19 protein-coding genes are annotated in these 22,331 nt (G+C 70.6%); 6 read left to right on the top strand and 13 right to left on the bottom strand.

Annotated elements, in window-relative coordinates:
* Positions 1-38 precede the first annotated feature (38 nt).
* On the bottom strand, positions 39-2,636 hold the full coding sequence (gene clpB, locus ACZ4MF_RS05955) for an ATP-dependent chaperone ClpB (RefSeq protein WP_467490182.1): 2,598 nt from the start codon (positions 2,634-2,636) through the stop codon (positions 39-41).
* Positions 2,637-2,754: 118 nt separating this feature from the next.
* Between clpB and ACZ4MF_RS05950 the strand changes: the two genes are divergently transcribed.
* Positions 2,755-3,147 (top strand): pyridoxamine 5'-phosphate oxidase family protein, encoded by a 393-nt coding sequence (locus ACZ4MF_RS05950; RefSeq protein ID WP_467490180.1) that lies wholly within the window; start codon positions 2,755-2,757, stop codon positions 3,145-3,147.
* A gap of 216 nt (positions 3,148-3,363) precedes the next feature.
* Here the strand turns inward: ACZ4MF_RS05950 and ACZ4MF_RS05945 are convergent, their stop codons facing one another.
* Entirely contained in the window at positions 3,364-3,699 is a 336-nt protein-coding gene (locus ACZ4MF_RS05945) for a Rieske (2Fe-2S) protein (RefSeq protein WP_079172852.1), read from the bottom strand.
* 321 nt (positions 3,700-4,020) lie between these two features.
* On the opposite strand from ACZ4MF_RS05945, the gene ACZ4MF_RS05940 reads away from it, so the two are divergent.
* Positions 4,021-5,031, top strand: a complete 1,011-nt coding sequence (locus ACZ4MF_RS05940) for a helix-turn-helix transcriptional regulator (RefSeq protein WP_467490178.1) — start codon at positions 4,021-4,023, stop codon at positions 5,029-5,031.
* A 28-nt stretch (positions 5,032-5,059) separates the two neighbouring features.
* Here the strand turns inward: ACZ4MF_RS05940 and ACZ4MF_RS05935 are convergent, their stop codons facing one another.
* From ACZ4MF_RS05935 to ACZ4MF_RS05905, 7 genes are all read right to left on the bottom strand, one after another.
* Positions 5,060-6,109, bottom strand: coding sequence for a helix-turn-helix transcriptional regulator (locus ACZ4MF_RS05935; protein ID WP_467490176.1), 1,050 nt, complete (start codon positions 6,107-6,109; stop codon positions 5,060-5,062).
* A 220-nt stretch (positions 6,110-6,329) separates the two neighbouring features.
* Positions 6,330-7,436 (bottom strand): sugar ABC transporter substrate-binding protein, encoded by a 1,107-nt coding sequence (locus ACZ4MF_RS05930; RefSeq protein ID WP_467490174.1) that lies wholly within the window; start codon positions 7,434-7,436, stop codon positions 6,330-6,332.
* 240 nt (positions 7,437-7,676) lie between these two features.
* On the bottom strand, positions 7,677-8,126 hold the full coding sequence (locus ACZ4MF_RS05925) for a heat shock protein transcriptional repressor HspR (protein ID WP_362822377.1): 450 nt from the start codon (positions 8,124-8,126) through the stop codon (positions 7,677-7,679).
* Positions 8,127-8,131: 5 nt separating this feature from the next.
* On the bottom strand, positions 8,132-9,307 hold the full coding sequence (gene dnaJ / locus ACZ4MF_RS05920) for a molecular chaperone DnaJ (protein ID WP_467490172.1): 1,176 nt from the start codon (positions 9,305-9,307) through the stop codon (positions 8,132-8,134).
* Between the two features lie 36 nt (positions 9,308-9,343).
* Complete coding sequence (grpE, locus tag ACZ4MF_RS05915; protein ID WP_467490170.1) at positions 9,344-10,015, bottom strand: nucleotide exchange factor GrpE; 672 nt, start codon at positions 10,013-10,015, stop codon at positions 9,344-9,346.
* A complete protein-coding gene (gene dnaK, locus ACZ4MF_RS05910; RefSeq protein WP_356029833.1) occupies positions 10,015-11,856 on the bottom strand; it encodes a molecular chaperone DnaK in 1,842 nt (613 codons plus the stop codon). The genes grpE and dnaK overlap by 1 nt, the downstream gene beginning before the upstream one ends.
* A gap of 94 nt (positions 11,857-11,950) precedes the next feature.
* Complete coding sequence (locus ACZ4MF_RS05905) at positions 11,951-12,970, bottom strand: MraY family glycosyltransferase (RefSeq protein WP_467490168.1); 1,020 nt, start codon at positions 12,968-12,970, stop codon at positions 11,951-11,953.
* Positions 12,971-13,155: 185 nt separating this feature from the next.
* On the opposite strand from ACZ4MF_RS05905, the gene ACZ4MF_RS05900 reads away from it, so the two are divergent.
* Positions 13,156-15,438, top strand: coding sequence for a (Fe-S)-binding protein (locus tag ACZ4MF_RS05900; protein WP_467490166.1), 2,283 nt, complete (start codon positions 13,156-13,158; stop codon positions 15,436-15,438).
* A gap of 59 nt (positions 15,439-15,497) precedes the next feature.
* Here the strand turns inward: ACZ4MF_RS05900 and ACZ4MF_RS05895 are convergent, their stop codons facing one another.
* Both ACZ4MF_RS05895 and ACZ4MF_RS05890 read right to left on the bottom strand, forming a co-directional pair.
* Positions 15,498-16,154 carry a response regulator transcription factor gene (locus ACZ4MF_RS05895; RefSeq protein WP_467490164.1) on the bottom strand — a complete coding sequence of 219 codons (657 nt, stop codon included), beginning with the start codon at positions 16,152-16,154 and terminating at the stop codon, positions 15,498-15,500.
* A complete protein-coding gene (locus ACZ4MF_RS05890) occupies positions 16,118-17,419 on the bottom strand; it encodes a sensor histidine kinase (RefSeq protein ID WP_467490162.1) in 1,302 nt (433 codons plus the stop codon). Before ACZ4MF_RS05890 ends, ACZ4MF_RS05895 begins: the two co-directional genes overlap by 37 nt.
* 171 nt (positions 17,420-17,590) lie before the next feature.
* Between ACZ4MF_RS05890 and ACZ4MF_RS05885 the strand changes: the two genes are divergently transcribed.
* A complete protein-coding gene (locus ACZ4MF_RS05885; protein WP_467490160.1) occupies positions 17,591-18,286 on the top strand; it encodes a VC0807 family protein in 696 nt (231 codons plus the stop codon).
* Positions 18,283-19,104: an SDR family NAD(P)-dependent oxidoreductase gene (locus ACZ4MF_RS05880; RefSeq protein ID WP_467490158.1), complete on the top strand. Its 822-nt coding sequence runs from the start codon at positions 18,283-18,285 to the stop codon at positions 19,102-19,104. The genes ACZ4MF_RS05885 and ACZ4MF_RS05880 overlap by 4 nt, the downstream gene beginning before the upstream one ends.
* A 54-nt stretch (positions 19,105-19,158) precedes the next feature.
* On the opposite strand, the gene ACZ4MF_RS05875 is transcribed toward ACZ4MF_RS05880, so the two are convergent.
* Positions 19,159-19,485 carry an antibiotic biosynthesis monooxygenase family protein gene (locus ACZ4MF_RS05875; RefSeq protein ID WP_467490156.1) on the bottom strand — a complete coding sequence of 109 codons (327 nt, stop codon included), beginning with the start codon at positions 19,483-19,485 and terminating at the stop codon, positions 19,159-19,161.
* Between the two features lie 150 nt (positions 19,486-19,635).
* Here ACZ4MF_RS05875 and ACZ4MF_RS05870 point away from each other — a divergent pair, with 150 nt between their 5' ends.
* Positions 19,636-20,673 carry a Yip1 family protein gene (locus ACZ4MF_RS05870; protein WP_467490154.1) on the top strand — a complete coding sequence of 346 codons (1,038 nt, stop codon included), beginning with the start codon at positions 19,636-19,638 and terminating at the stop codon, positions 20,671-20,673.
* Positions 20,674-20,988: 315 nt separating this feature from the next.
* Here the strand turns inward: ACZ4MF_RS05870 and ACZ4MF_RS05865 are convergent, their stop codons facing one another.
* Positions 20,989-22,029 carry a GAF domain-containing protein gene (locus tag ACZ4MF_RS05865; protein WP_467490153.1) on the bottom strand — a complete coding sequence of 347 codons (1,041 nt, stop codon included), beginning with the start codon at positions 22,027-22,029 and terminating at the stop codon, positions 20,989-20,991.
* Positions 22,030-22,331 lie beyond the last annotated feature (302 nt).

Here is a 22,331-nt window from a genome sequence, read left to right as displayed (position 1 = left end):
GCGCCCCGTGTCAGCCCAGGGCCGACAATCCACCTCCCTTAGAGCGTCTTGCCGGTGGCCGGGCCCACCAGCAGGCCCTCGCCGAAGCGGTCCACCCGCACCGTGTCACCGTCCTTGACCTCGCCGGACAGGATCTCGCGGGCGAGCCGGTCGCCGATGGCGCTCTGCACCAGGCGGCGCAGCGGCCGGGCGCCGTACGCCGGGTCGTTGCCCTCCTCCGCGAGCCAGGCCAGCGCCTCGGGCGTGACGTCCAGGGTGAGCCGGCGCTCGGCCAGCCGCCGGCCGAGGCGGTCGATCTGGAGCTGTGCGATCCGCTCCAGCTCGGACTTGTCGAGCGCGGAGAAGACCACCAGGTCGTCCAGCCGGTTGAGGAACTCGGGCTTGAAGGAGGCCCGGACGGCCTCCAGTACCTGCTCCTTCTTCACCTGCTCGCTCGTCGTCGGCTCGACCAGGTACTGGCTGCCCAGGTTGGAGGTGAGCACCAGGAGGGCGTTGCGGAAGTCGACCGTGCGGCCCTGCCCGTCGGTGAGCCGGCCGTCGTCCAGGACCTGGAGCAGGATGTCGAAGACCTCGGGGTGGGCCTTCTCCACCTCGTCCAGCAGGACGACGGTGTACGGGCGGCGGCGGACGGCCTCGGTGAGCTGGCCGCCCTCCTCGTAGCCGACGTACCCGGGGGGCGCGCCGACCAGGCGGGCCACGCTGTGCTTCTCGCCGTACTCCGACATGTCGATGCGGACCATGGCCCGCTCGTCGTCGAAGAGGAAGTCGGCGAGGGCCTTCGCGAGCTCCGTCTTGCCCACGCCCGTCGGGCCGAGGAAGAGGAAGGAGCCGGTGGGGCGGTCCGGGTCGGCGATGCCCGCGCGGGAGCGCCGTACGGCGTCGGAGACCGCGCGGACGGCCTCGCTCTGGCCGATGAGGCGCTTGCCGATCTCGTCCTCCATGCGCAGCAGCTTCTGCGTCTCGCCCTCCAGCAGGCGGCCGGCCGGGATGCCGGTCCAGGCGGCGACGACGTCCGCGATGTCGTCGGAGCCGACCTCCTCCTTGACCATGGTGTCCCTGGCGGCTTCCTCCTCGGCCTCGGAGGCCTCCTCCAGCTCCTTCTCCAGCGTCGGGATCTCGCCGTAGAGCAGCTTGGCCGCGCGGTCGAAGTCGCCGTCGCGCTGGGCGCGTTCGGCCTGGCCGCGCAGGTCGTCCAGCTTCTCCTTCAGCTCGCCGACCCGGTTGAGGGACTGCTTCTCCTTCTCCCAGCGGGCGGTCAGGCCGCGCAGTTCCTCCTCCTTGTCGGCGAGGTCGCGGCGCAGCTTGTCCAGGCGGGCGACGGAGGCCGGGTCGGTCTCCTTTGCGATCGCCAGCTCCTCCATCTTCAACCGGTCGACGGCGCGCTGGAGTTCGTCGATCTCCACGGGGGACGAGTCGATCTCCATGCGCAGGCGCGAGGCGGCCTCGTCGACGAGGTCGATGGCCTTGTCGGGCAGGAAGCGGGAGGTGATGTAGCGGTCGGAGAGGGTCGCGGCGGCCACCAGCGCGCTGTCCGCGATCTGCACCTTGTGGTGGGCCTCGTAACGGCCCTTCAGGCCGCGCAGGATGGCGATGGTGTCCTCGACGGTCGGCTCCGCCACCAGCACCTGCTGGAAGCGGCGCTCCAGGGCCGGGTCCTTCTCGATCCGCTCGCGGTACTCGTCCAGCGTCGTGGCGCCGACCATGCGCAGCTCGCCCCGGGCGAGCATGGGCTTGAGCATGTTGCCCGCGTCCATGGCCGAATCGCCGCCGGCGCCCGCGCCGACCACCGTGTGCAGCTCGTCGATGAAGGTGATGATCTGCCCGTCGGAGTCCTTGATCTCGGCGAGCACGGACTTCAGCCGCTCCTCGAACTCGCCCCGGTACTTGGCGCCGGCGACCATCGCGCCGAGGTCGAGGGAGACCAGCCGCTTGTCCTTGAGGGACTCGGGGACGTCGCCCTTGACGATGCGCTGGGCGAGGCCCTCGACCACGGCGGTCTTGCCGACGCCGGGCTCGCCGATGAGGACGGGGTTGTTCTTCGTACGGCGGCTGAGCACCTGCACGACCCGCCGGATCTCCTGGTCCCGGCCGATCACCGGGTCCAGCCGCCCCTCGCGGGCGGCGGCGGTGAAGTCGGTGCCGAACTTCTCCAGGGCCTTGTACTGGCCCTCGGGATCGGCGGTGGTCACGCGGCGTCCTCCCCTGGCCTTCCTGAAGGCCTCCAGCAGCTTCTTCGCCTCGGCGCCCTGCGCCCGGAGCACCTCGGCCACCCGGCCGCCCCTGGCGGCGATGCCGATGAGCAGGTGCTCGGTGGACAGGTACTCGTCGCCGAGTTCCTTGGCGCGCTCGCCGGCGTCGGCGAGCACGGCCAGCAGTTCACGGTCGGGCTGCGGCGGCGCAACGGTGGATCCGGCCACACTCGGCAGCGAGGCGAGGATCTTCTCGGTACCGGAGCGCACGGCGGCCTGGTCGGCGTCGACGGCCGCGAGCAGATCGACGATGTTCTCGTTGTCCTGGCCCTGGAGCAGCGCCAGCAGCAGATGGCCAGGGGTGAGGTCCGGGTGTCCCTCGGTCACGGCCCGCTTGCTCGCCGCGTTGATCGCGTCCCGGCTCCTGTTGGTCAGCTCGGCGTCCACGTGTCCGTTCTCCTCCTGCGCGACTCTTCTCTCCAGTGCTGACTTAGTCAGCGTACACAAAGTTGAGTCTATTCCGCTCAAGGTGAGGGGAGACCGTGCGGGGACTAGGTTGCGGGGCATGGCGAAGCACTCTGAGGAGTACCTGACGTTCTGGCGGGAACGCCACCTGTGCACCCTGACCACGCTCCGGCCCGACGGGAGCCCGCACGTGGTGCCGGTCGGTGTCACGTACGACGCGGAGGCCGGGCTGGCCCGGATCATCACCAACGGGACCAGCGTGAAGGTGCGGCATGTGCGCGCGGCCGGCGCGGCGGGCGCCCGGGTGGCGGTGTGCCAGGTGGACGGCCGGCGCTGGGCCACCCTGGAGGGGCGGGCCCGGGTCCGGACGGAGCCGGAGCGGGTCGCGGAGGCGGTACGGCGCTACGCCGAGCGCTACGAGCGGACCCCGGGGCCGAATCCGGCGCGCGTGGTGATCGAGATCGAGATCGAGCGGGCACTGGGGCACGGGTGAGACGCGGGACCCCGGCGGTGAGCGGCGGGGCTTTGACGGCGGGACGCGGGGCTCGGACGGAATGGGCGAGATGACCGAGCATTTTCAGCCACCGTGGAAGCGCGCCCATACCCCGAAATGTCCCCAAAAACTACAGCGGCGTCACCGTGTTCAGGTCACGGTGACGCCGCTGCGGGGGGAAGCACCTGAGCGATCTTTTACGACGGGGGAATCGCGTCAGGCACTGCGGGGGGTGGCCGAGATGGTTCGCAGGTCAGGCTCCGCCGGCTCGGCAAGCCGGTGGTCCCGCTGGTCCAGGTTCACAAAGATCATTCCGTACCGGATGGCGCAGCGCACCGGCTGGGGCGCGCCACGCGGCTTGCGCAGGCACCGGTACGCCCGCAGATCCCCGTCCTCGTCCCGCGTCACGACCACCGGCTCTCCGAACACCGTCACCATCAACGAGTCACCGCTGTGGGGGATGGCGGTGACCAGGTCGATGAAGTGCCAGCCGGAGCGGTAGGCCGTGGCCATCTCGCGGCGAAAGGATCGGTCGTCGGGTGGAGTGGTCACGTCAGCTCCCGGCTCCATCGGTCACGGAATCGGTACTGCTGGTCGCGGAGCTCGCGACGGGCCACGTACTGTTCGCGGGGTTCGCAACCACCGCGGGCCAGGTGCTGTTCGCTCGAACCTCGCTCTTTCCTGCGGCGGCGAAGCCACTCAGCGCACCGAGGGCTGCAACGGCGGAGAAGGCGGCGACAAGCACCGAGCGAAGCAGTCTGTTACGCATAATCGGCTTCGTCCTCACTTGAAGGTCCCCTTTTCCCCCGTCACGTACGACGATGGCTCATTCGGGCACGTCATGGCCACACAATCGGTGCATCATGTTCCTGCATGTTCAGGACCCTGGGGGGTGGAGATTTGACAACGAATCACTCAAAAGCGACACATCCCCACCCCGTGAACGAGCTGTGTGAGGAAGGCAGTCGCCTGTATGCGGCCGCGCTGCGGGCGGGACGGATCGCGCGCGCGGAAGCGGAGCCCGCTCCCTGCCTGATGGACTTCGCCCTGCTGCATCCCGATCCGGACGATCCGGACTGGCTGCGCCCCGTGCCGCCGGCCCTCGCCCTCGCCCAGCGCCTCAACCCCCTCGAACGCGAGATCACCGAGCGCCGCCAGCTGGCCACCGACATCTCCACCGCCTTCGAGCCGTTCATGTCCATCAACGGCCAGTCGGCGCCGGGCGGCGGCTCGATCACGGTGCTGGAGGGCGGTGAGCGCATCAACACCGCGCTCAACCTGGCCACGGCCCAGTGCCACACGGAGATGCTCACCGTCCAGCCGAGCGACCGCGTCTCCGAACGCAGCGTGCTGCGCGGGCTGGAACGCGACAGGCCGCTCATAGAGCGGGGCGTGCGGATCCGGACGCTGTATCAGCACACGGCCCGCTACAGCCCGGAGAAGCTGGCCTACGCGGCGGAGCTCGCCGACGGCAAGGTGGAGTACCGCTCCATCGACGAGCTGGTGGAACGCCTGATCATCTGCGACGAGACGGTCGCCTTCATCCCGACCCGGGACGACCAGCAGGTCGCGCTGGAGCTGCGCCATCCGGGCCTGGTCCGCTACCTCATCAAGGTGTTCGAGTTCATGTGGGGCCGGGCGGTCCCGCTGAGCGCCGGCGGCCGCTACGAGACGGCGCCCGACGGCATCACCGAGATCCAGCACTCCATCGCCAAACTCCTCGTGGAGGGACACGTGGACGAGGCCATCGCCCGCCGCCTGGGCATGAACGTCCGCACCTGCCGGGCCCACATCGCCAAGCTCGCACAGGCCCTCGGCAGCGGCAGCCGCGCCCAACTCGGCTACCTCATCGCCCAGTCCGGCATCCTCGACCGGGAGCGGTGACGGCCGAAAGGAGCACGCCCCGGCCCGTTCAGCGCACGGTCGGGGACTCCTGGTCGGGAGTGGTGAAGGCCGCGGGCGCCGACGGCGGCCCGGGCCGGTGGACGTCCAGGCCCACCTGGGCGATGCGCACACCCAGTTGGGTCCGGCTGGCGGCGCCCAGGGTCTCCGAGAGGCGGGCGATGTGGGCGCGGCAGGTGCGGACGCTGATGCCGAGGCGTTCGGCGATCACCGCGTCCTGGTGCCCCTCCGCCAGCAGGGCCGCGATGGACTGCTCGCGGTGGGAGATGCCCTCGATGCCGGTGTCGGGGAGCGGGGCCGTCAGGGGGATGGCGAGGCGCCAGAGCCGTTCGAAGACCGTGACCAGGTATTCCACCAGCGCGGGATGACGCAGCTCCAGGGCCATCGTGCGGTCGGCGTTGGCGGGGATGAAGGCCACCGTGCGGTCGAAGAGGATCAGCCGGTCGATGACCTCGTCCAGGGTGCGGGCCTCCACCGTGTCGCCCATCAGCTCCAGGTAGTTGAGCAGGCCCTGGCCGTGGCGGGCCACATGGGTGTAGAGATCGCGCATGCGCACGCCCCGGCCGCGCAGGGCCAGGGCGCGGTGCAGGCCCTCCGTCAGTTCCGCCTCACGGCGGATGCCGCCGGGCTGCACGGTGAGCACCTCGGCCGTGCACGCCTCGGTCGCCTCGTCCATCGCCGCCTGGATCCGGGAGAGGCCGTCCAGCACGCGGATCGCACTGCCCTCGGCGGGGCCCCTCAGCGCGTGCAACTGACGGCCCAGCCCGGCGTACCACTCGAACGCGGCCACCGCCGAGCCCATCCGGCGCTGGCTCGCGCTGACCTCGTCGTAGACCCCGCGCAGCAGCCGGGTCATGACCTCCTGCGGGGAGGTCGGCACCAGCCAGTCCATGTCGTCGGGGTCCGGGTGCAGCAGGGCCAGCTCCAGCAGGCAGGGCACCGTCTCGACGTCATCGCGGGGCACCCGCCCGCGGCGTACGGCCCGGGAATACAACCGGTCGCCGGCCGCGCACAGTCGGTCGGCGCCGTGTGGATGCTCCTCCGCCCCGCGCCCGGCCATCGCCCATTTCACCCCCGGTGTGCTGCCACTTCCGCAGCGCAACTATGCGCGGCGCCGACCGGGTCCGCAACACGGCTCTCCCCGACAGGGCTGCCGGAAACGGCTGTTATGCCCGTATATCGACCGGGCTCCGGCTCTTGCCTGCGCAGGAAGACGAACGGGCGGACGACGAACGGGCGGAAGGTGAACGGGCCGAGGATGAACGCCGGGGCGGTGACCGCTACCTCAGACCGATCGCCGTGCACGCCGCCCTGAACTTCACCGTGCAGATGTCGCCCACGGTGTAGATGCCGTCCGAGATGACCGTGGACTTGATGTTGCTCTTGGTCAGCGCGATCGGCTGGATCAGCTTGGCCGGGATGTTCTTGGTGGTGGGGCTGTCGGCCTTGTCCTGGGTGAGGGCGTCGAACTGGATGTCCTTGCCCTGGACCTTGGCGACGGCCATCTGGGCCGCGGCCTGGGCCTCGTCCGGGTAGGACTTGTAGACGCTCATGTACTGCTCGCCGGCCACGACCCGCTGGACGCCCTCCAGCGAGGCGTCCTGGCCGGTGATCGGCGGCAGGGAGGTGACGCCGGCCGCCTCCAGGGCCTTGATGACGCCGCCGGCCATGTCGTCGTTGGCGGAGTAGACCGCGGCGATGTTGTTCTTGCCGATCTGGCCGATCGCCTTGGCCATGTTGGCCTCGGCGTTCTCCGGCTTCCAGTCGGTGGTGTCGTACGACGCGGCGATCGTCACCTTGCCGTTCAGCTCGGAGAGCGCGCCCTGCTTGAACTGCTTGGCGTTCGGGTCGGTCGGCGAGCCGTTCACCATGACGATCTTGTCGGAGGTGTCGGCGTGCGAGCCCAGCGCCTCCAGCAGGCTGCGGCCCTGCACCTCGCCGACCAGTTCGTTGTCGAAGGAGACGTACGCCTCGATCGGGCCCTCGGCGAGCCGGTCGTAGGCGATGACCGGGATGCCCGCGTCCTTGGCCTTCTGCACCTCGGGGGCGATCGCGTGCGCGTCGACCGCGTCGAGCAGGACGACGTCGACCTTGTCGTCGATCATCGTCTGGAGCTGCTGGGCCTGTCTGGACGCGTCCGCGCCGGCGTTGGCGTACTCGACCTTGCCCCGCTTGTTGGTGAGCTCGGCGACCTGGGACTTGATGATGGGGTAGTCGAACTTGTCGTAGCGGGTGTTCGTCGTCTCCGGCAGCAGCAGGCCCACGGTCAGGTCGTTGCCCTTGCTCGGGCTCGCGCTCGCCCCGCTCCCCGTCGCGTTCAGCATGCCGCAGCCGGCAAGCGAGAGGGTCATCGTGGACGCGGCCACGGTTATGGCGATACGACGCATGCGAGGGCTCACTTCAGGTGCGTTTGAGGTGTCTGAAAAGACAACGCGGAGGGCATACCCGGCGTCAAGAAGAACTACTTAACGAGTGCGCAACACCACGCTCCGCTGCACCTGTGAAGGAGCAGCGGAATCACCTTCAAACGCCCTTTACGGACCCTCCATCCAACGGGAGTTCATGAGAAGGCAAAGAAAGGGGCCCGGAATCCGGGCCCCTTTCGGAGGTGTCTGCGCGCGGACGCGTCAGTCGTTGCGCTGCCGCTTCGGCCGCCACACCACCAGCGCGCTGGTCTGCTGCACCTCCTGGTACGGCACCAGGTCGCGGCGGTAGGAGGCGTGGACGGCGGCCTCGCGCTGCTGCATCGCGGCCGCCGCGCCGTCCAGGGCCGCCTCCAGCTCCGCGACGCGGGACTGGAGCGCGACGACCTGGTTCTCCAGTTCGATGATGCGCTTGATTCCGGCCAGGTTGATGCCCTCGTCCTGCGACAACGCCTGCACCTGGCGGAGCAGTTCGATGTCGCGGGCCGAGTAGCGGCGGCCCCGGCCCGCGGTGCGGTCCGGGGAGACCAGGCCGAGCCGGTCGTACTGGCGCAGCGTCTGCGGGTGGAGTCCGGAGAGCTGGGCCGCCACCGAGATGACGTAGACCGGGGTCTCCTCGGTCAGTTCATACGGGTTACGTCGACGGCCGTCCATCTCTCTCAGTCTCCCTTCGCCGCCTCGAACAGCTCCGCCCGCGGATCCTCGCCCGCGGTCGCCTCGCGATACGCCTCCAGCGCATCACGAGCCTTCCCCGACACGTCCTTCGGGACACGCACCTCGACGGTGACCAGCAGATCGCCGCGGGTGCCGTCCTTGCGGACCGCACCCTTGCCGCGGGCGCGCATCGTCCGGCCGTTGGGCGTGCCGGGCGGCAGTTTCAGGGTGACGGCCGGGCCGCCGAGGGTCGGCACCCGGACCTCGCCGCCGAGAGCGGCCTCGGCGAACGTGACCGGCACGGTGACCGTGAGGTTGTCGTCCCTGCGCCCGAACACCGGGTGCTCGCCGACGTGCACGACCACGTAGAGGTCGCCCGCCGGTCCGCCCCGCTCGCCGGGCGCGCCCTTGCCGCGCAGCCGGATCCGCTGCCCGTCGGTGACACCCGCCGGGATGCGGACCTGCATCGTGCGGGACGACTTCGCCCGCCCGCTGCCCTTGCACTCCGCGCAGGGGTGCTCGGCGATCAGGCCGCGGCCCTTGCAGTCGGGGCAGGGGTCGGTGAGCGAGAAGCCGCCGCCCGAGCCCCGCGCGACCTGGCCGGTGCCGACGCAGGTCGGGCACACGCGCGGTGTGCCGTTCTTGTCGCCGGTGCCCGAACAGGCCTTGCAGGGGGCCTGGGAGGACATCCGCAGCGGCACCGTGGCGCCCTCGATGGCCTCCGTGAAGCTGAGCGTCACCTCGGTGTCGATGTCCTGGCCGCGGCGCGGCTGGGTGCGGGTCGCACCGGTGCCGCCGCGGTTGAACAGACCCCCGAAGACGTCACCGAGCCCGCCGCCGAAGCCTCCGCCCTGGGTGGTGGTGCTGCCCGCGCCCCCGAAGAGGTCGCCCAGGTCGAAGTTGAAGGAGCCGCCGGCGCCCGGCCCGGGGCGGAAGCCGCCGTTGCCGAACAGGGCGCGCGCGTCGTCGTACTCCTTGCGCTTCTTGGGGTCGCCGAGCACGTCGTTCGCCTCGGAGATCTCCTTGAAGCGCTCCTCGGCCTTGGCGTTGCCCTTGTTGGCGTCCGGGTGGAACTCGCGGGCGAGCTTCCGGTACGCCTTCTTGATCTCGGCCTCGGTGGCGTCCTTGGGGACGCCGAGGACCTTGTAGAAGTCCTTCTCGATGAAGTCCTTGGTGCTCATCCCCGACGTCCCTCCTTCCTGTCTGCGGTGATGACGTCAGCCCTCCTCCGGGCCACCGTTCTCCTTGTCGTCGCCGACACCGGTCTTCTTCGCCTCGGACGTGTCCTCGGCTCCGTCGGCCTTGACGGTCTGCGCGCCGGGCTGCGGCTCGGCGACGGCCACCCGCGCGGGGCGGATGGTGCGCTCGCCGATGCGGTACCCGGGCTGGAGAATCGCCACGCAGGTCGTCTCGGTGACGTCCGGCGCGTAGGAGTGCATCAGGGCCTCGTGGATCGTCGGGTCGAAGGGCTCGCCCTCCTTGCCGAACTGCTGGAGGCCCAGCTTGGCCGCCACGGTCTCCAGCGACTCGCCGACCGACTTGAAGCCGCCGACCAGTTCGCCGTGTTCCCGCGCGCGGCCGATGTCGTCGAGCACGGGCAGAAGCTCGGTCAGGAGGTTCGCGACGGCGATCTCCTTGACCGTGATCCGGTCCCGCTCGACCCGGCGGCGGTAGTTCTGGTACTCGGCCTGGAGGCGCTGGAGGTCCGCCGTGCGCTCGCCGAGCGCCGTGCGCACCTGGTCCAGCTGGGCCACCAGGCCCACGTCTGCGGTTCCGTCCCCGGCCGGGGCCGCCCCCTTCTCGGGGGCGGCCTTCGACTCGGCGTCGTCGGGGGTCGCGCCGGAGGGGACGTCGGGCTTCTCCTCGAAGCCCGGGGTCTCCTCCGACATCACGCGGCACCCTTCGGCTTCTCGTCGTCCACGATCTCGGCGTCGACAACATCGTCCTCGGCCTTGGCCTGCTGGGCGCCCTCGGCACCCGCAGCACCCTGCGCGGCCTGGGCGTCGGCGTACATGGCCTGGCCCAGCTTCTGCGAGACGGCCGCGACCTTCTCGGTGGCCGTGCGGATCTCGGCGGTGTCGTCGCCCTTGAGCTTCTCCTTCAGCTCGGCGACGGCGGCCTCGACCTCGGTCTTGATCTCGCCCGGGACCTTGTCCTCGTTGTCCTTGAGGAACTTCTCGGTCTGGTAGACGAGCTGCTCGCCCTGGTTGCGGGACTCGGCGGCCTCGCGGCGGCGGTGGTCCTCCTCCGCGTACTGCTCGGCCTCCTGGCGCATCCGGTCGACCTCGTCCTTCGGCAGCGAGGAGCCGCCGGTGACGGTCATCTTCTGCTCCTTGCCCGTGCCCAGGTCCTTGGCGGTCACGTGCATGATCCCGTTGGCGTCGATGTCGAAGGACACCTCGATCTGCGGGACACCGCGCGGGGCCGGCGGCAGACCGGTCAGCTCGAACATGCCGAGCTTCTTGTTGTACGCCGCGATCTCGCGCTCGCCCTGGTAGACCTGGATCTGCACCGACGGCTGGTTGTCCTCGGCCGTCGTGAAGATCTCCGAACGCTTCGTCGGGATCGTGGTGTTGCGCTCGATCAGCTTGGTCATGATGCCGCCCTTGGTCTCGATGCCGAGGGACAGCGGGGTCACGTCGAGGAGCAGGACGTCCTTGACCTCACCCTTGAGGACACCGGCCTGGAGCGAGGCGCCGATGGCGACGACCTCGTCCGGGTTCACACCCTTGTTGGCCTCCTTGCCGCCGGTCAGCTCCTTGACGAGCTCGGCGACGGCGGGCATACGGGTGGAGCCACCGACGAGAACGACGTGGTCGATCTCGTTGATGGAGATGCCTGCGTCCTTGATGACGTTGTGGAACGGCGTCTTGCAGCGCTCCAGCAGGTCGGCCGTCAGCTGCTGGAACTGGGCGCGGGTGAGCTTCTCGTCCAGGTGCAGCGGGCCCTCGGCGGACGCCGTGATGTAGGGCAGGTTGATCGAGGTCTCGGTGGACGAGGACAGCTCGATCTTGGCCTTCTCGGCGGCCTCACGCAGGCGCTGGAGGGCCATCTTGTCCTTGGACAGGTCCACGCCGTGACCGGACTGGAACTGCTTGACCAGGTAGTCGACGACGCGCTGGTCCCAGTCGTCACCGCCGAGGTGGTTGTCGCCGTTGGTGGCCTTCACCTCGACGACGCCGTCGCCGATCTCCAGCAGGGACACGTCGAAGGTGCCGCCGCCGAGGTCGAAGACGAGGATCGTCTGGTCGTCCTTGTCGAGGCCGTACGCCAGCGCGGCGGCGGTCGGCTCGTTGACGATGCGCAGGACGTTCAGGCCCGCGATCTCGCCGGCCTCCTTGGTCGCCTGACGCTCGGAGTCGTTGAAGTACGCCGGGACGGTGATGACCGCGTCGGTCACCTTCTCGCCCAGGTAGGCCTCGGCGTCGCGCTTCAGCTTCTGCAGGATGAAGGCGCTCATCTGCTGCGGGTTGAACTGCTTGCCGTCGAGCTCGATCTTCCAGTCCGTGCCCATGTGGCGCTTCACGGAGCGGATGGTCCGGTCCACGTTCGTGACCGCCTGGCGCTTGGCGACCTCGCCGACGAGCACCTCGCCGTTCTTGGCGAAGGCGACGACGGACGGCGTGGTCCTGGCGCCCTCGGCGTTGGTGATGACGGTGGGCTCGCCGCCCTCCAGAACGCTGACGACGGAGTTAGTCGTGCCCAGGTCGATGCCGACCGCACGTGCCATGGTTGATTCCTCCAGCTGACTTGAGTGGAACGGACTCAAGTGTGCACGACTCCCCGCGCACGGTCAACAGACCTGAGTCGATAGGGCTCAAGTCTTATCCGTTCCTTACACGCAACTGGCCGCTGACCTGCATGGTTTCCGTCCCCCGGGACCGCTGGACAGGGATACGAAGGAGTACGCCGACGACGAGCAACGCCCCTCCGGCCACCCACAGCGCGGCCTCCTCCCCCGTCCACCCGGTGTGCACGAGCACCCCCACGAGCACCGTGGAGAAGGAGCCGGCGCCCAGCAGCACGACGGCGCCCGCCGGAGTGAGCCCGAGCCGGCGCAGCCGGTGTGCGAGATGGTCGGGACCGCGCCGCAGCAGCGGCCGGCGGGCCAGCAGCCGGGCGAGCGCGACGAGCAGCGCGTCGGCGACGGCGACGGCGCCGAAGCACGCCGTCACGGCCGAGCTCGCCGCGAGGCCGTAGCCCGCGCGCGTGAGGACGAGCGACGACGCCAGCAGGAAGCCGGTGAACAGCGCGCCGCAGGAGCCGAGCCCGATCCGCGCGGGCGGCCAGTTGTGCATCAGGAAGCCGGTCAGGGCGGCGGCGAACACGCTCAGCAGCGCGGCGAGCCCGTCCAGCACCTCGGCGGCGGCACAGGCCCCGGCCCCGAAGGCGGTGATGACCCCGACGGTTCCCGCCAGCCCGTCCACGTGGTCGAGGCCCTTGAAGGCGAGGGAGGCGGCGACGATCCAGCCGATGGCGAGGAGCCCGCCCGCCGCGCCCGTCTCCTCGTACGGCACGACACAGACCGCCGCCACGGCCGTACCGGCGACGAGCACGCGCGCGCGCAGCCGCCACACGTCGGCGACCAGGCCGAGCGCGGCGAGCACGGCGGCGACGACCAGCAGCCGGCCGACCCCGTCCCCGAGCGGGGCGATCCGGGTCGACTCCCCGACCCAGGCGACGAGACACGTGACGGTCACCACGGCGAGCCCGCCGAGCAGCGGCATCCGGCGCTGCATACGCCGGTCGACAATGCCCGCCCGCAGCGCGACCCCCCGCAGCAGCGCCGTGAGCACGGCGGTCAGCAGGAGGGCGGCGGTGGCGGCGGCGATCCCGTAGAGCACTGCACCACGGTAGGGGCGAAAGTATCAAATCGGTATGAATAACACGATCCGATTGCCGCTCGGCGACCCAGATCACCCCGTGCTGTACTGCATCCCGGCGGAAGATGGAGGTAGTCTCGGACGGACTCCATAAGTTACCGCTTAGTAATGTTGCCCAGCTGACTCAGGCCGCCTCAGGAGCCCCAATGCAACTCGCCGCGATCATCGTGTCGCTGGTCCTGATCGTGGTCGGCGTGGCACTGTTCGGCCGCGCCCTCCTCCAGATCTACAACTTCATGCGGCTCGGCCAGCCGGTACCGGCCGGGACGAGGACCGACGACCCCGCTCAGCGCACCCTCACCGTGGCCCGGGAGTTCTTCGGCCACACCCGGATGAACCGCTGGGGCGTCATCGGCGTGGCGCACTGGTTCGTGGCGATCGGCTTCTATACGCTGCTGCTGACGATCGTCAACGCCATCGGCCAGCTCTTCAAGGCCGACTGGATCCTGCCGGTCATCGGCGACTGGGCGCCGTACAACGTCTTCGTCGAGTTCATCGGCACGACGACGATCCTCGGCATCGCGATCCTGGTCGTGGTCCGCCAGCTGAGCAAGGCGAACAAGCCGGGCCGCAAGTCCCGCTTCGCCGGCTCCAACACCGGCCAGGCGTACTTCGTCGAGACCGTCATCCTCATCGTGGGCGTCTGCATCTTCATGCTGCACGCCCTCGAAGGCGCCCAGCACCACGTCGACGGCTACGAGGCCTCCTTCTTCATCTCGTACCCGGTCGTGGCGTGGCTGAAGGGCATGGACGCCGCCACGCTCCAGAACCTCACCTACTTCTTCGCCGGCCTGAAGATCGCGACCTCCTTCATCTGGATGATCGTGGTCGGCCTGAAGACCGACATGGGCGTCGCCTGGCACCGCTTCCTCGCGTTCCCGAACATCTGGTTCAAGCGCAACGCCACCGGCGAGACCTCACTGGGCGCCCTGCTCCCGATGACCTCCGGCGGCAAGCCGATCAACTTCGAGGACCCGGGCGAGGACGACGTCTTCGGCGTCTCCCAGATAGAGCACTTCTCCTGGAAGGGCCTGCTGGACTTCTCCACCTGCACCGAGTGCGGCCGCTGCCAGTCGCAGTGCCCCGCCTGGAACACCGGCAAGCCGCTCTCCCCCAAGCTGCTGATCATGTCCCTGCGGGACCACGCCCACGCCAAGGCGCCGTACCTGCTGGCCGGCGGCGGCAAGAACGCGGAGGGCGGGGAGAAGGCGTCCGAGGAGCAGCTCAAGGACGTCCCCGCGTCGGCGCTCGCCGAGGCCGAGCGGCCGCTGATCGGCACCGCCGAGGAGAACGGCGTCATCGACCCGGACGTGCTGTGGTCCTGCACCACCTGCGGCGCCTGCGTCGAGCAGTGCCCCGTCGACATCGAGCACGTCGACCACATCGTCGACATGCGCCGCTACCAGGTCATGATCGAGTCCGCGTTCCCGTCCGAGGCGGGCACGATGCTCAAGAACCTGGAGAAGAAGGGCAACCCCTGGGGCCTGGCGAAGAAGCAGCGCCTGGAGTGGACCAAGGAGGTCGACTTCGAGATCCCGGTCGTCGGCAAGGACATCGAGGACCTCACCGAGGTCGAGTACCTGTACTGGGTCGGCTGCGCCGGTGCCCTGGAGGACCGCGCGAAGAAGACCACCAAGGCCTTCGCCGAGCTGCTGCACATCGCGGGCGTGAAGTTCGCGATCATGGGCGGCGACGAGAAGTGCACCGGTGACTCCGCCCGCCGCCTCGGCAACGAGCCCCTCTTCCAGGAGCTCGGCATGGAGAACGTGATGGCCCTCAACACCGCGTTCGGCGAGGAGCTGGACGACGAGGGCAAGGTCACCGCCGAGTCGAGGAAGCCGAAGTCGGCGAAGAAGATCGTCGCGACCTGCCCGCACTGCCTGAACACCATCGGCAACGAGTACCCGCAGCTCGGCGGCGACTACGAGGTCATCCACCACACCCAGCTGCTCCAGCACCTGGTCGACGAGGGCAAGCTCGTCCCCGTCACCCCGGTCGAGGGCATCATCACCTACCACGACCCGTGCTACCTGGGCCGCCACAACAAGATCTACACGCCCCCGCGCGAGATCATCGGCAAGGTCCCGGGCCTGCGGAACGAGGAGATGCACCGCCACAAGGAGCGCGGCTTCTGCTGCGGCGCCGGCGGCGCCCGGATGTGGATGGAAGAGCGCATCGGCAAGCGCATCAACAACGAGCGCGTCGACGAGGCCCTCTCCCTCAACCCGGACATCGTCTCCACCGCCTGCCCGTTCTGCCTCGTCATGCTGACCGACTCGGTCAACGGCAAGAAGAACGAGGGCAAGGCCAAGGAGTCCATCCAGGTCGTGGACGTCGCCCAGCTCCTCCTCGACTCCGTCAGGACACCGGTCGACCCGGCGGGCGAGCCGGAGAGCGAGAACGAGCCGGAGCCCGAGCCGGTGAAGTGACACCCGGTCCCCGCTGACCTACGGCGCCCCCTGCCCGCACCGGCAGGGGGCGCCCTGTCTCACACGCGCGGTGTGCCGTTCAGGTAGGCCAGGACGGCCAGCACCCGGCGGTTGGTCTCGTCCGAGGCGGTGATGCCGAGCTTGGCGAAGATGCTCGCCGAGTGCTTGCCGACGGCACTCTCGCTGACGAACAGCCGGGCGGCGACGGCCGCGTTGGAGTAGCCCTCGGCCATCAGCGCCAGCACCTCCCGCTCGCGCGGGGTGAGCGTGGCCAGCGGATCGTCGCGGCGCCGGCCGCCCAGCAGCTTGGCCACGACCTCCGGGTCCATCGCCGTACCACCGTCCGCCACGCGTCGTACGGCCTCCACGAACTCCGCGGCGCCGAGCACCCGGTCCTTGAGCAGATAGCCGACCCCGCCGGTGCCGTCCGCCAGCAACTCGCGCGCGTACAACTGCTCCACGTGCTGCGACAGCACGAGGACGGGCAGCCCCGGGCGGCCGCGCCGGGCCTCCAGCGCGGCCTGCAGCCCCTCGTCGGTGAAGGTGGGCGGCAGCCGTACGTCCACCACCGCGACGTCCGGCTCCTCCTCGGCCAGCGCCCGCCGCAGCTCCGGCCCGCTGGCCACGGCGGCGGCGACGGTGAACCCATGGGCCGTCAGGAGGGTGCAGAGCCCTTCCCTCAGGAGGAAGAGGTCTTCCGCGAGGACAACACGCACGGCAGCTCCATCGTCACCAGGGTGGGCCCTCCGTCCGGGCTGTCGATGCCGAGCGTACCGTCGAAGGCCGACAACCGGCGGCGGATGCCCCGCAGCCCGCTGCCGCCCGCCCCGAGCACGGGCCCGTCCTCCTCGTGCGCGCCCCCGCTCCCGTCGTCCCACACCGCGCAGCGCAACACCCCGCCGGTGTGGGCGAGTTCCACGCGCGCGTGCGTCGCGTCCCCGTGCCGGGCGGCGTTGGTGAGCAGTTCGGCGACGGCGAAGTACAACGCCGCCTCGATCGGCCCCTCCGGGCGCCCCGGCAGCCCGTCGGCGTCCACCTCGGCCGCCAGCGGGGCGTCCAGGGCGAGCGCCCGCAGCGCGTCGACCAGCCCGCGCTCGGCCAGCACCGGCGGATGGATGCCCCGTACCAGCGCACGGAGTTCCGTGAGGGCGCGCGCCGAACTCTCGCGCGTCTGCCGCACCAGCTCGCGCGCCCGCTCCGGATCGGTCTCCATCAGCGTCTCCAGCGCGCCGAGGGCGAGGCCCATCGCGACCAGCCGGGCCTGCGCGCCGTCGTGCAAGTCCCGCTCGATACGGCGCAGTTCGGCCTCGCGGCTGTCCACGGCGGCCAGCCGGGTCTCGGTCAGCTCCGCGACTCGCTCGGCCAGCCGGCGCCGCTCCGCCTCGGCGGCGACCTCGGCGGCGACGGAGGGGGCCGGGCCGAGCAGCACGGGCAGCCAGCGGTCCGCGTGCAGCCGGGAGGCCGGACCGGACAGTCGCAGCGCCGCGTAGTACAGCAGCAGGCCACCGGGGATCCCCACGGCAGGCCGGCTGGGCACGGGCCCGTCGAACAGGCCGCGATGGCTGTCGAAGAGCGCGGCGACGCCCGGGGCGAGCAGGCCGAACAGGCCGTACCAGGCCATCGCGGAGGGCACGAGCAGCAGCACCAGCGCGACCCAGGGCTCCAGCGCGAGGAAGATCAGGTCACGGCGGTTCGCGGGGTCCTCGCGCGGCGGGCGGTCGGGGAGATAGGGGCTCGCCACCGCCGTACCGCCCCACCGTCCGGGCACCCGGCGGTAGTTGACGACGAGCCTGCGCACGGCGCGCAGCGGCCCGCGCTCCGGGTCGTCGCCGCCGAGGAGCCGGACCGGCAGGGCGACGCAGAACACCGCGAGGGCCGCCAGGCCGCACCAGCCGATCGTCCAGCAGTACCCGAGCTGCCGGTGACGGCCGCCGAAACGGCGCAGCGCGGCGGCACCGACGCGTCCGGCTGTGGTGGTCATGGGCCCAGTGTGGCGTGCCCGGCGGCCGGACGGGGTGTGCCCGGGCCCAGCGGGGGGTGGGCCTGGCCCCACCCCCGTTCGGCGGTTGGACACAAGGTCCGCGCGCCTCCCGCTCCGTAGCGTCGAAGACACCAAGACGCGAACGAGGAACTCGCAGGAGAGGGGAAGGACATGAGCGCGACGGGCATGAACGCGGCGGAGACGGCGGTGAACGAGCACGCGGGTTCCACGGGTGCGGGGTCACCGAACGGGCTGCTGGTGCAGAGCCTGCTGGTGAACGTCGCCGCGCCGCTCGCCCTGTTCTACGGCCTGCGCGCCGCCGGCGCCGGCCTGTGGTGGGCGGTCCTGGCGAGCGCCGTACCGCCCACGGCGGAGGCGCTGCTGACCGTGGTGCGCGAGCGGCGCGTGGGGATGCTGGGCATCCTGGTGCTCAGCATGGTGGCCCTGGGCGCGGTGCTGTCGGCGGTGACGGGAAGCCCGCGGTTCATGTTCGCGAAGGACGGCTGGATGACGGGCGCCGTCGGGCTGGTGTTCCTGGGCACGCTGCTGCGCGGACAGCCGGTCATCTTCCGGCTCCTGTCGTCCGTCGCCCGCGGGGACCGGCGCGCCGGGCTGGAGCGCAACTGGCGGACGTCACCGACCTTCCGCCGTCTGATGCGGCGGCTGACGGCGGTCTGGGGCACGGGCCTGCTGCTGGACTCGGCCGTACGGGTGGTGCTCGCCTACACCCTGCCCGTCGACTCGGTGATGCTGGTCACCACGCTCCAGTACGTGGCGCTGTTCGTGGGCCTGGAGATCTTCAGCAGGCGCTACGGCCGGGCACCTTCCCGCATCGCCGCCATCCGCGACGAGGCGGCCGCGGCGTGAGCGGCGTGAGCGGCATGAGCGGCATGAGCGGCATGAGCGGCATGAGCGACAAACGACGAGAGAGGTCCGCGGAAATGGCCCAGGTGGTGGTGGTCACCGGGGCGGCGAGCGGGATCGGCGCGGCGGTCGCCCGGCACTTCGGCGGGCTCGGGGCGCGCGTGGTCGTCGCGGACGTCGACGAGGCGGGCGGCAGGGTCGTGGCGCGCGAGGTGGACGGCCTGTTCGTCCGCACCGACACCACTCGGGAGGCCGACAACCTCGCGCTGATCGACGCCGCCGTGGCGGCCTACGGCGGGCTGGACCTGGTGCACCTGAACGCCGGGATCGGCGACGGCGGCGGATTCGGCGAGGACGACTACGACTTGGCACGCCAGCACCGGGTGCTGGCGGTCAACCTGCACGGCGTGATGTACGGCCTGCACGCGGCGCTGCCCGCGCTGGCCGCGCACGGCGGGGGCTCGCTGCTGGTGACCTCCAGCATGGCCGGGCTCGGCGCGGCACCCTTCGACCCGGTCTACGCGGCGACCAAGTACGGCGTGATCGGGCTGGTGCGCTCGCTCGCCCCGGCCTGGCAGGACAGGGGCGTGCGGATCAACGCGATCTGCCCGGGCTTCGTCCGCACGCCGATCCTGCGTCCGGAGGCCGTCGCATACGTCACCGGCCAGGGTTTCGCCCTGGCCGAGCCCGCCGAGATCGCGGCGTCGGTCGCCGGGATCACGGCGGGCGAGGAGACGGGACGGGCCTACGTCCTGCAAGCGGGCCGGCCTCCCGAGCCGGTGACCTTCCCGAAGCTGGAGCTGGCACGGGCCGACGACTGACCCGGGCCCCGGCCAGGCGCTTACGACTGGTCGCATACGGCTCGTCGCGTGCGGCTAGTCCTGCTTGGGCCCCGCCTGCTGAACCACCTCGAAGGACCACAGGGTGGAACCGGAAGCAGCCGGCCGGGGCCGCTCGGCGCCCTCGCCGCCGCCCTGGTGCGCGGCCTTCATGGGCCCCTCCATCCAGGCCTGGAACGACGCCTCGTCCCGCCAGCGCGTGTACACGAGGTAGGTGTCGGTGCCCTCGACGGGCCGCAGCAGCTCGAACCACTCGAAGCCGTCGGAGTTCTCCACCGCGTGGGCGCGCGAGGCGAACCGCTTCTCCAGCACCTCCCGCTGCTCGGCGGGCACGGTCAGCACGTTGATCTTCACTACGCTCATGGCACCATCCTGGCCCAGTCCGCCCCGCCCGGCCCGGCCGGGGCGCCCTTCTCGGCCCCGCCGGCGCACCCCGCGGCGGGTCGGGGCCGGGCAAAACCGGGGGAACCCCTGATGAACCCCGGGACCGGGCCGCTGACGACCCCTTAGGGGATGTCACAGGTCGGCCGCAAAGGCGGGCCCGGACGCCCGGGCCGGGCACGTCACTCTCCGGGACCAGGTACGTTCGATGACGTGGCTGGATTCAGGATCGGACGCGGGGGCCGGGACAACCGCACCCCCCAAGGACAGCAGGTACCGCAGGCACCGCAGGGGCCGCCGCACGGCCGCCCGGGACCGCGGTACGGGCAGCCGTCGGGGCCGTCGTACGGCTACCCGTCGGCGCCGCAGCCGCCGTACCCGCAGGCGCAGCAGTACGGCCGCCCGGGCCCGTCCCACGGATACGCCGGCCCGGCCGAGGACGGCCCGGAGTACTTCGGCGACGGCGGCTACCAGAGCCCGCCCGGTGCCGGCCGCGGGGCACCGCACGATCCGTACGCGGCCGACAACCCGGGCCACACCCAGGCGTTCTCGGTCGACGAGGCCGCCGACTACACCCGGGGCTCGACCTACCAGGCCGGCTCGGCCACCGCGCCCGCGGCCCCGCTCGGCCCGCCCCTGCACTGGAAGGAACTGCTGAAGGGGATCATCACCTCCCCCAACCAGACCTTCCTGCGCATGCGGGACTACACGATGTGGGCGCCGGCGCTCGTCACGACGTTCCTCTACGGCCTGCTCGCCGTCTTCGGCTTCGACACCGCACGCAAGGACGCGATCGACTCCCCGTTCTCCACCACGGTGCCGATCGTCCTGATCACGGCGGTCGTGATGGTGCTGGGCCTGTTCGTCCTGGGCGTGGTCACCCACACCCTGGCCCGCCAGCTCGGCGGCGACGGCGCCTGGCAGCCGACGGTCGGCCTGTCCATGCTGATCACGGCCGTCACGGACGCGCCCCGCCTGCTGGTCGCCATGTTCGTCGGCGGCGACGCGAGCTTCGTCCAGCTCCTCGGCTGGGCCACCTGGATCGGCGCGGGCGCCCTGCTGACCCTGATGGTCTCCCGCTCCCACGACCTGCCCTGGCCGAAGGCACTGGGCGCGTCGGCGATCCAGCTGATCGCCCTGCTGTCGATCGTGAAGCTGGGCACGTTCTAGGCACCGGGTACGGCATGGGAAAGGGCCCCGGCGCCATCGCCGGGGCCCTTTCCCACACTCCAGGTGCCGTGCGCTCAGGCGTCGAGCACCTGCCCGGCCCGCTTCACGACGGGCGGCAGGACACTCCAGGCCGAGTGAGCACGGCGACCGCTTCCGGTCCCACCTGCCTCGACCCGAGCCCCGCTGCTGGCGTCCTCGGCGGCGGAGTCATGCCGCAGTGCCTGGGCTACAGCTCAGGCCGAGGTCCCCGATGTCCAGGGCTGATCGAGGTCGCAAAGGTCCGGCCACAAAGCGGTAGCGGACGTCACCCCGCCCCTACGCGCGGTCGACCGTCAGACGCCACCCTCGTTTGATACCGGGCTGGACCTCCAAGGTGAAGGCAGCGTTCTGGGCGGAGCCCTCCCAACCGCGCCAGACATGCACGTGGACGAGCCCCACGCCCCGGACGCCACAGATGTCCCAATCGGCGATCAGCTCGCGGGCGACATGGGACGCGACGTATTCGGCGCCCTGGTCCGGGCTTTCAGTGGTGATCCTGCCGCGCCACTGATTGGGGTGGGATCCGAAGCTGCGGCACCCGCAACCGTGCGGCTCGTCCACCCGGTACACCCAGTGCGTCACCGCGCTCCTGGTCCCGGTCTCCTCCAAGAGCGCCATGCGCTGGTCGAGGGGGGTGCCGTTGTGCGGAAGGCCGACCGGATGGCCGTCGACGCCCCGGCCGACAAGATGCCGTGCGATGGCCTCCCCCGCGAGCTGCCCGTAGAGCTCGATGAGCCGGAGCGCGCGTTCGGTCGGCAGACCGGGCTCTGACATGTGAGTCGAGATCATCCCGATGAGCTGTCCGCCGCGATCGACCAGCGGCGTGGACTGAACCGAGCGGACAGCTGCGGTACGGAAGATCTTCTGGTGGGGGGTGAAGGCAGGCTCATCGCGGACGTCGGCCGTCACTGCCTGTGCGCCTTGCCAGGCTGCCCGTCCGCAGACGGAGCGGTTGTCGTGGACCACCGCGAAGTGGTCGAGGAACTCGTGGCCGAAGCCGGACTGGGTGACGAGCACCAGCGAGTCGTCACGAGGGTCCAGAAACTGGATGTTCCCGAACTCGGCGCCCATGAACGCCATCGCTCCCTCAGCAACCCGGGGAAGGACAGCGGTCAGATGAGGGGCGTCACGCAGCTCTGTCACCGCATCCTGCAGGTTCTTGAAGGCGGACGGCTCGTCCAGGCTGAGAACGACCCACGCGGCGAGCTGGTCGGCTCTCTGTGTGACGCCGACCTTGCGCGCCGACCGTGGCCGCGCAGAGCGATAGGAGGCGGTAACCCGCTCAAGCGGCTTCATGAGGTTTTTGGAGTGGTTCATGGGCACCACACCCCCGATCGGGGTCTATGCCCTTAATTTACGTCTACTCGGCCGCTCGGGGCAGTGGTCCGGACCCTCCTGCGCCGGGATTGGCATGCCATGGCACCAACGGTGCCCGGTCGACGATCCCCCACCCATCTTCAGGTGGGAAAGCCCGCTCGGCCCCACAAGGAGCGTCATGTGCCGGGCCCGGCGTCAACAGGGGCGCCGGCCCTCGGCGGGGGTGTCCTTCGTCCCGTTGCACGGTGGGTCGATCGGCCATGCCGGTCGCAGGCACCTGCCCGTACCGAGACAAGGTCGCT

The sequence above is a fragment of the Streptomyces sp. NPDC025793 genome (assembly GCF_055558375.1).
This window is presented reverse-complemented; position numbering and strand designations above follow the sequence as displayed.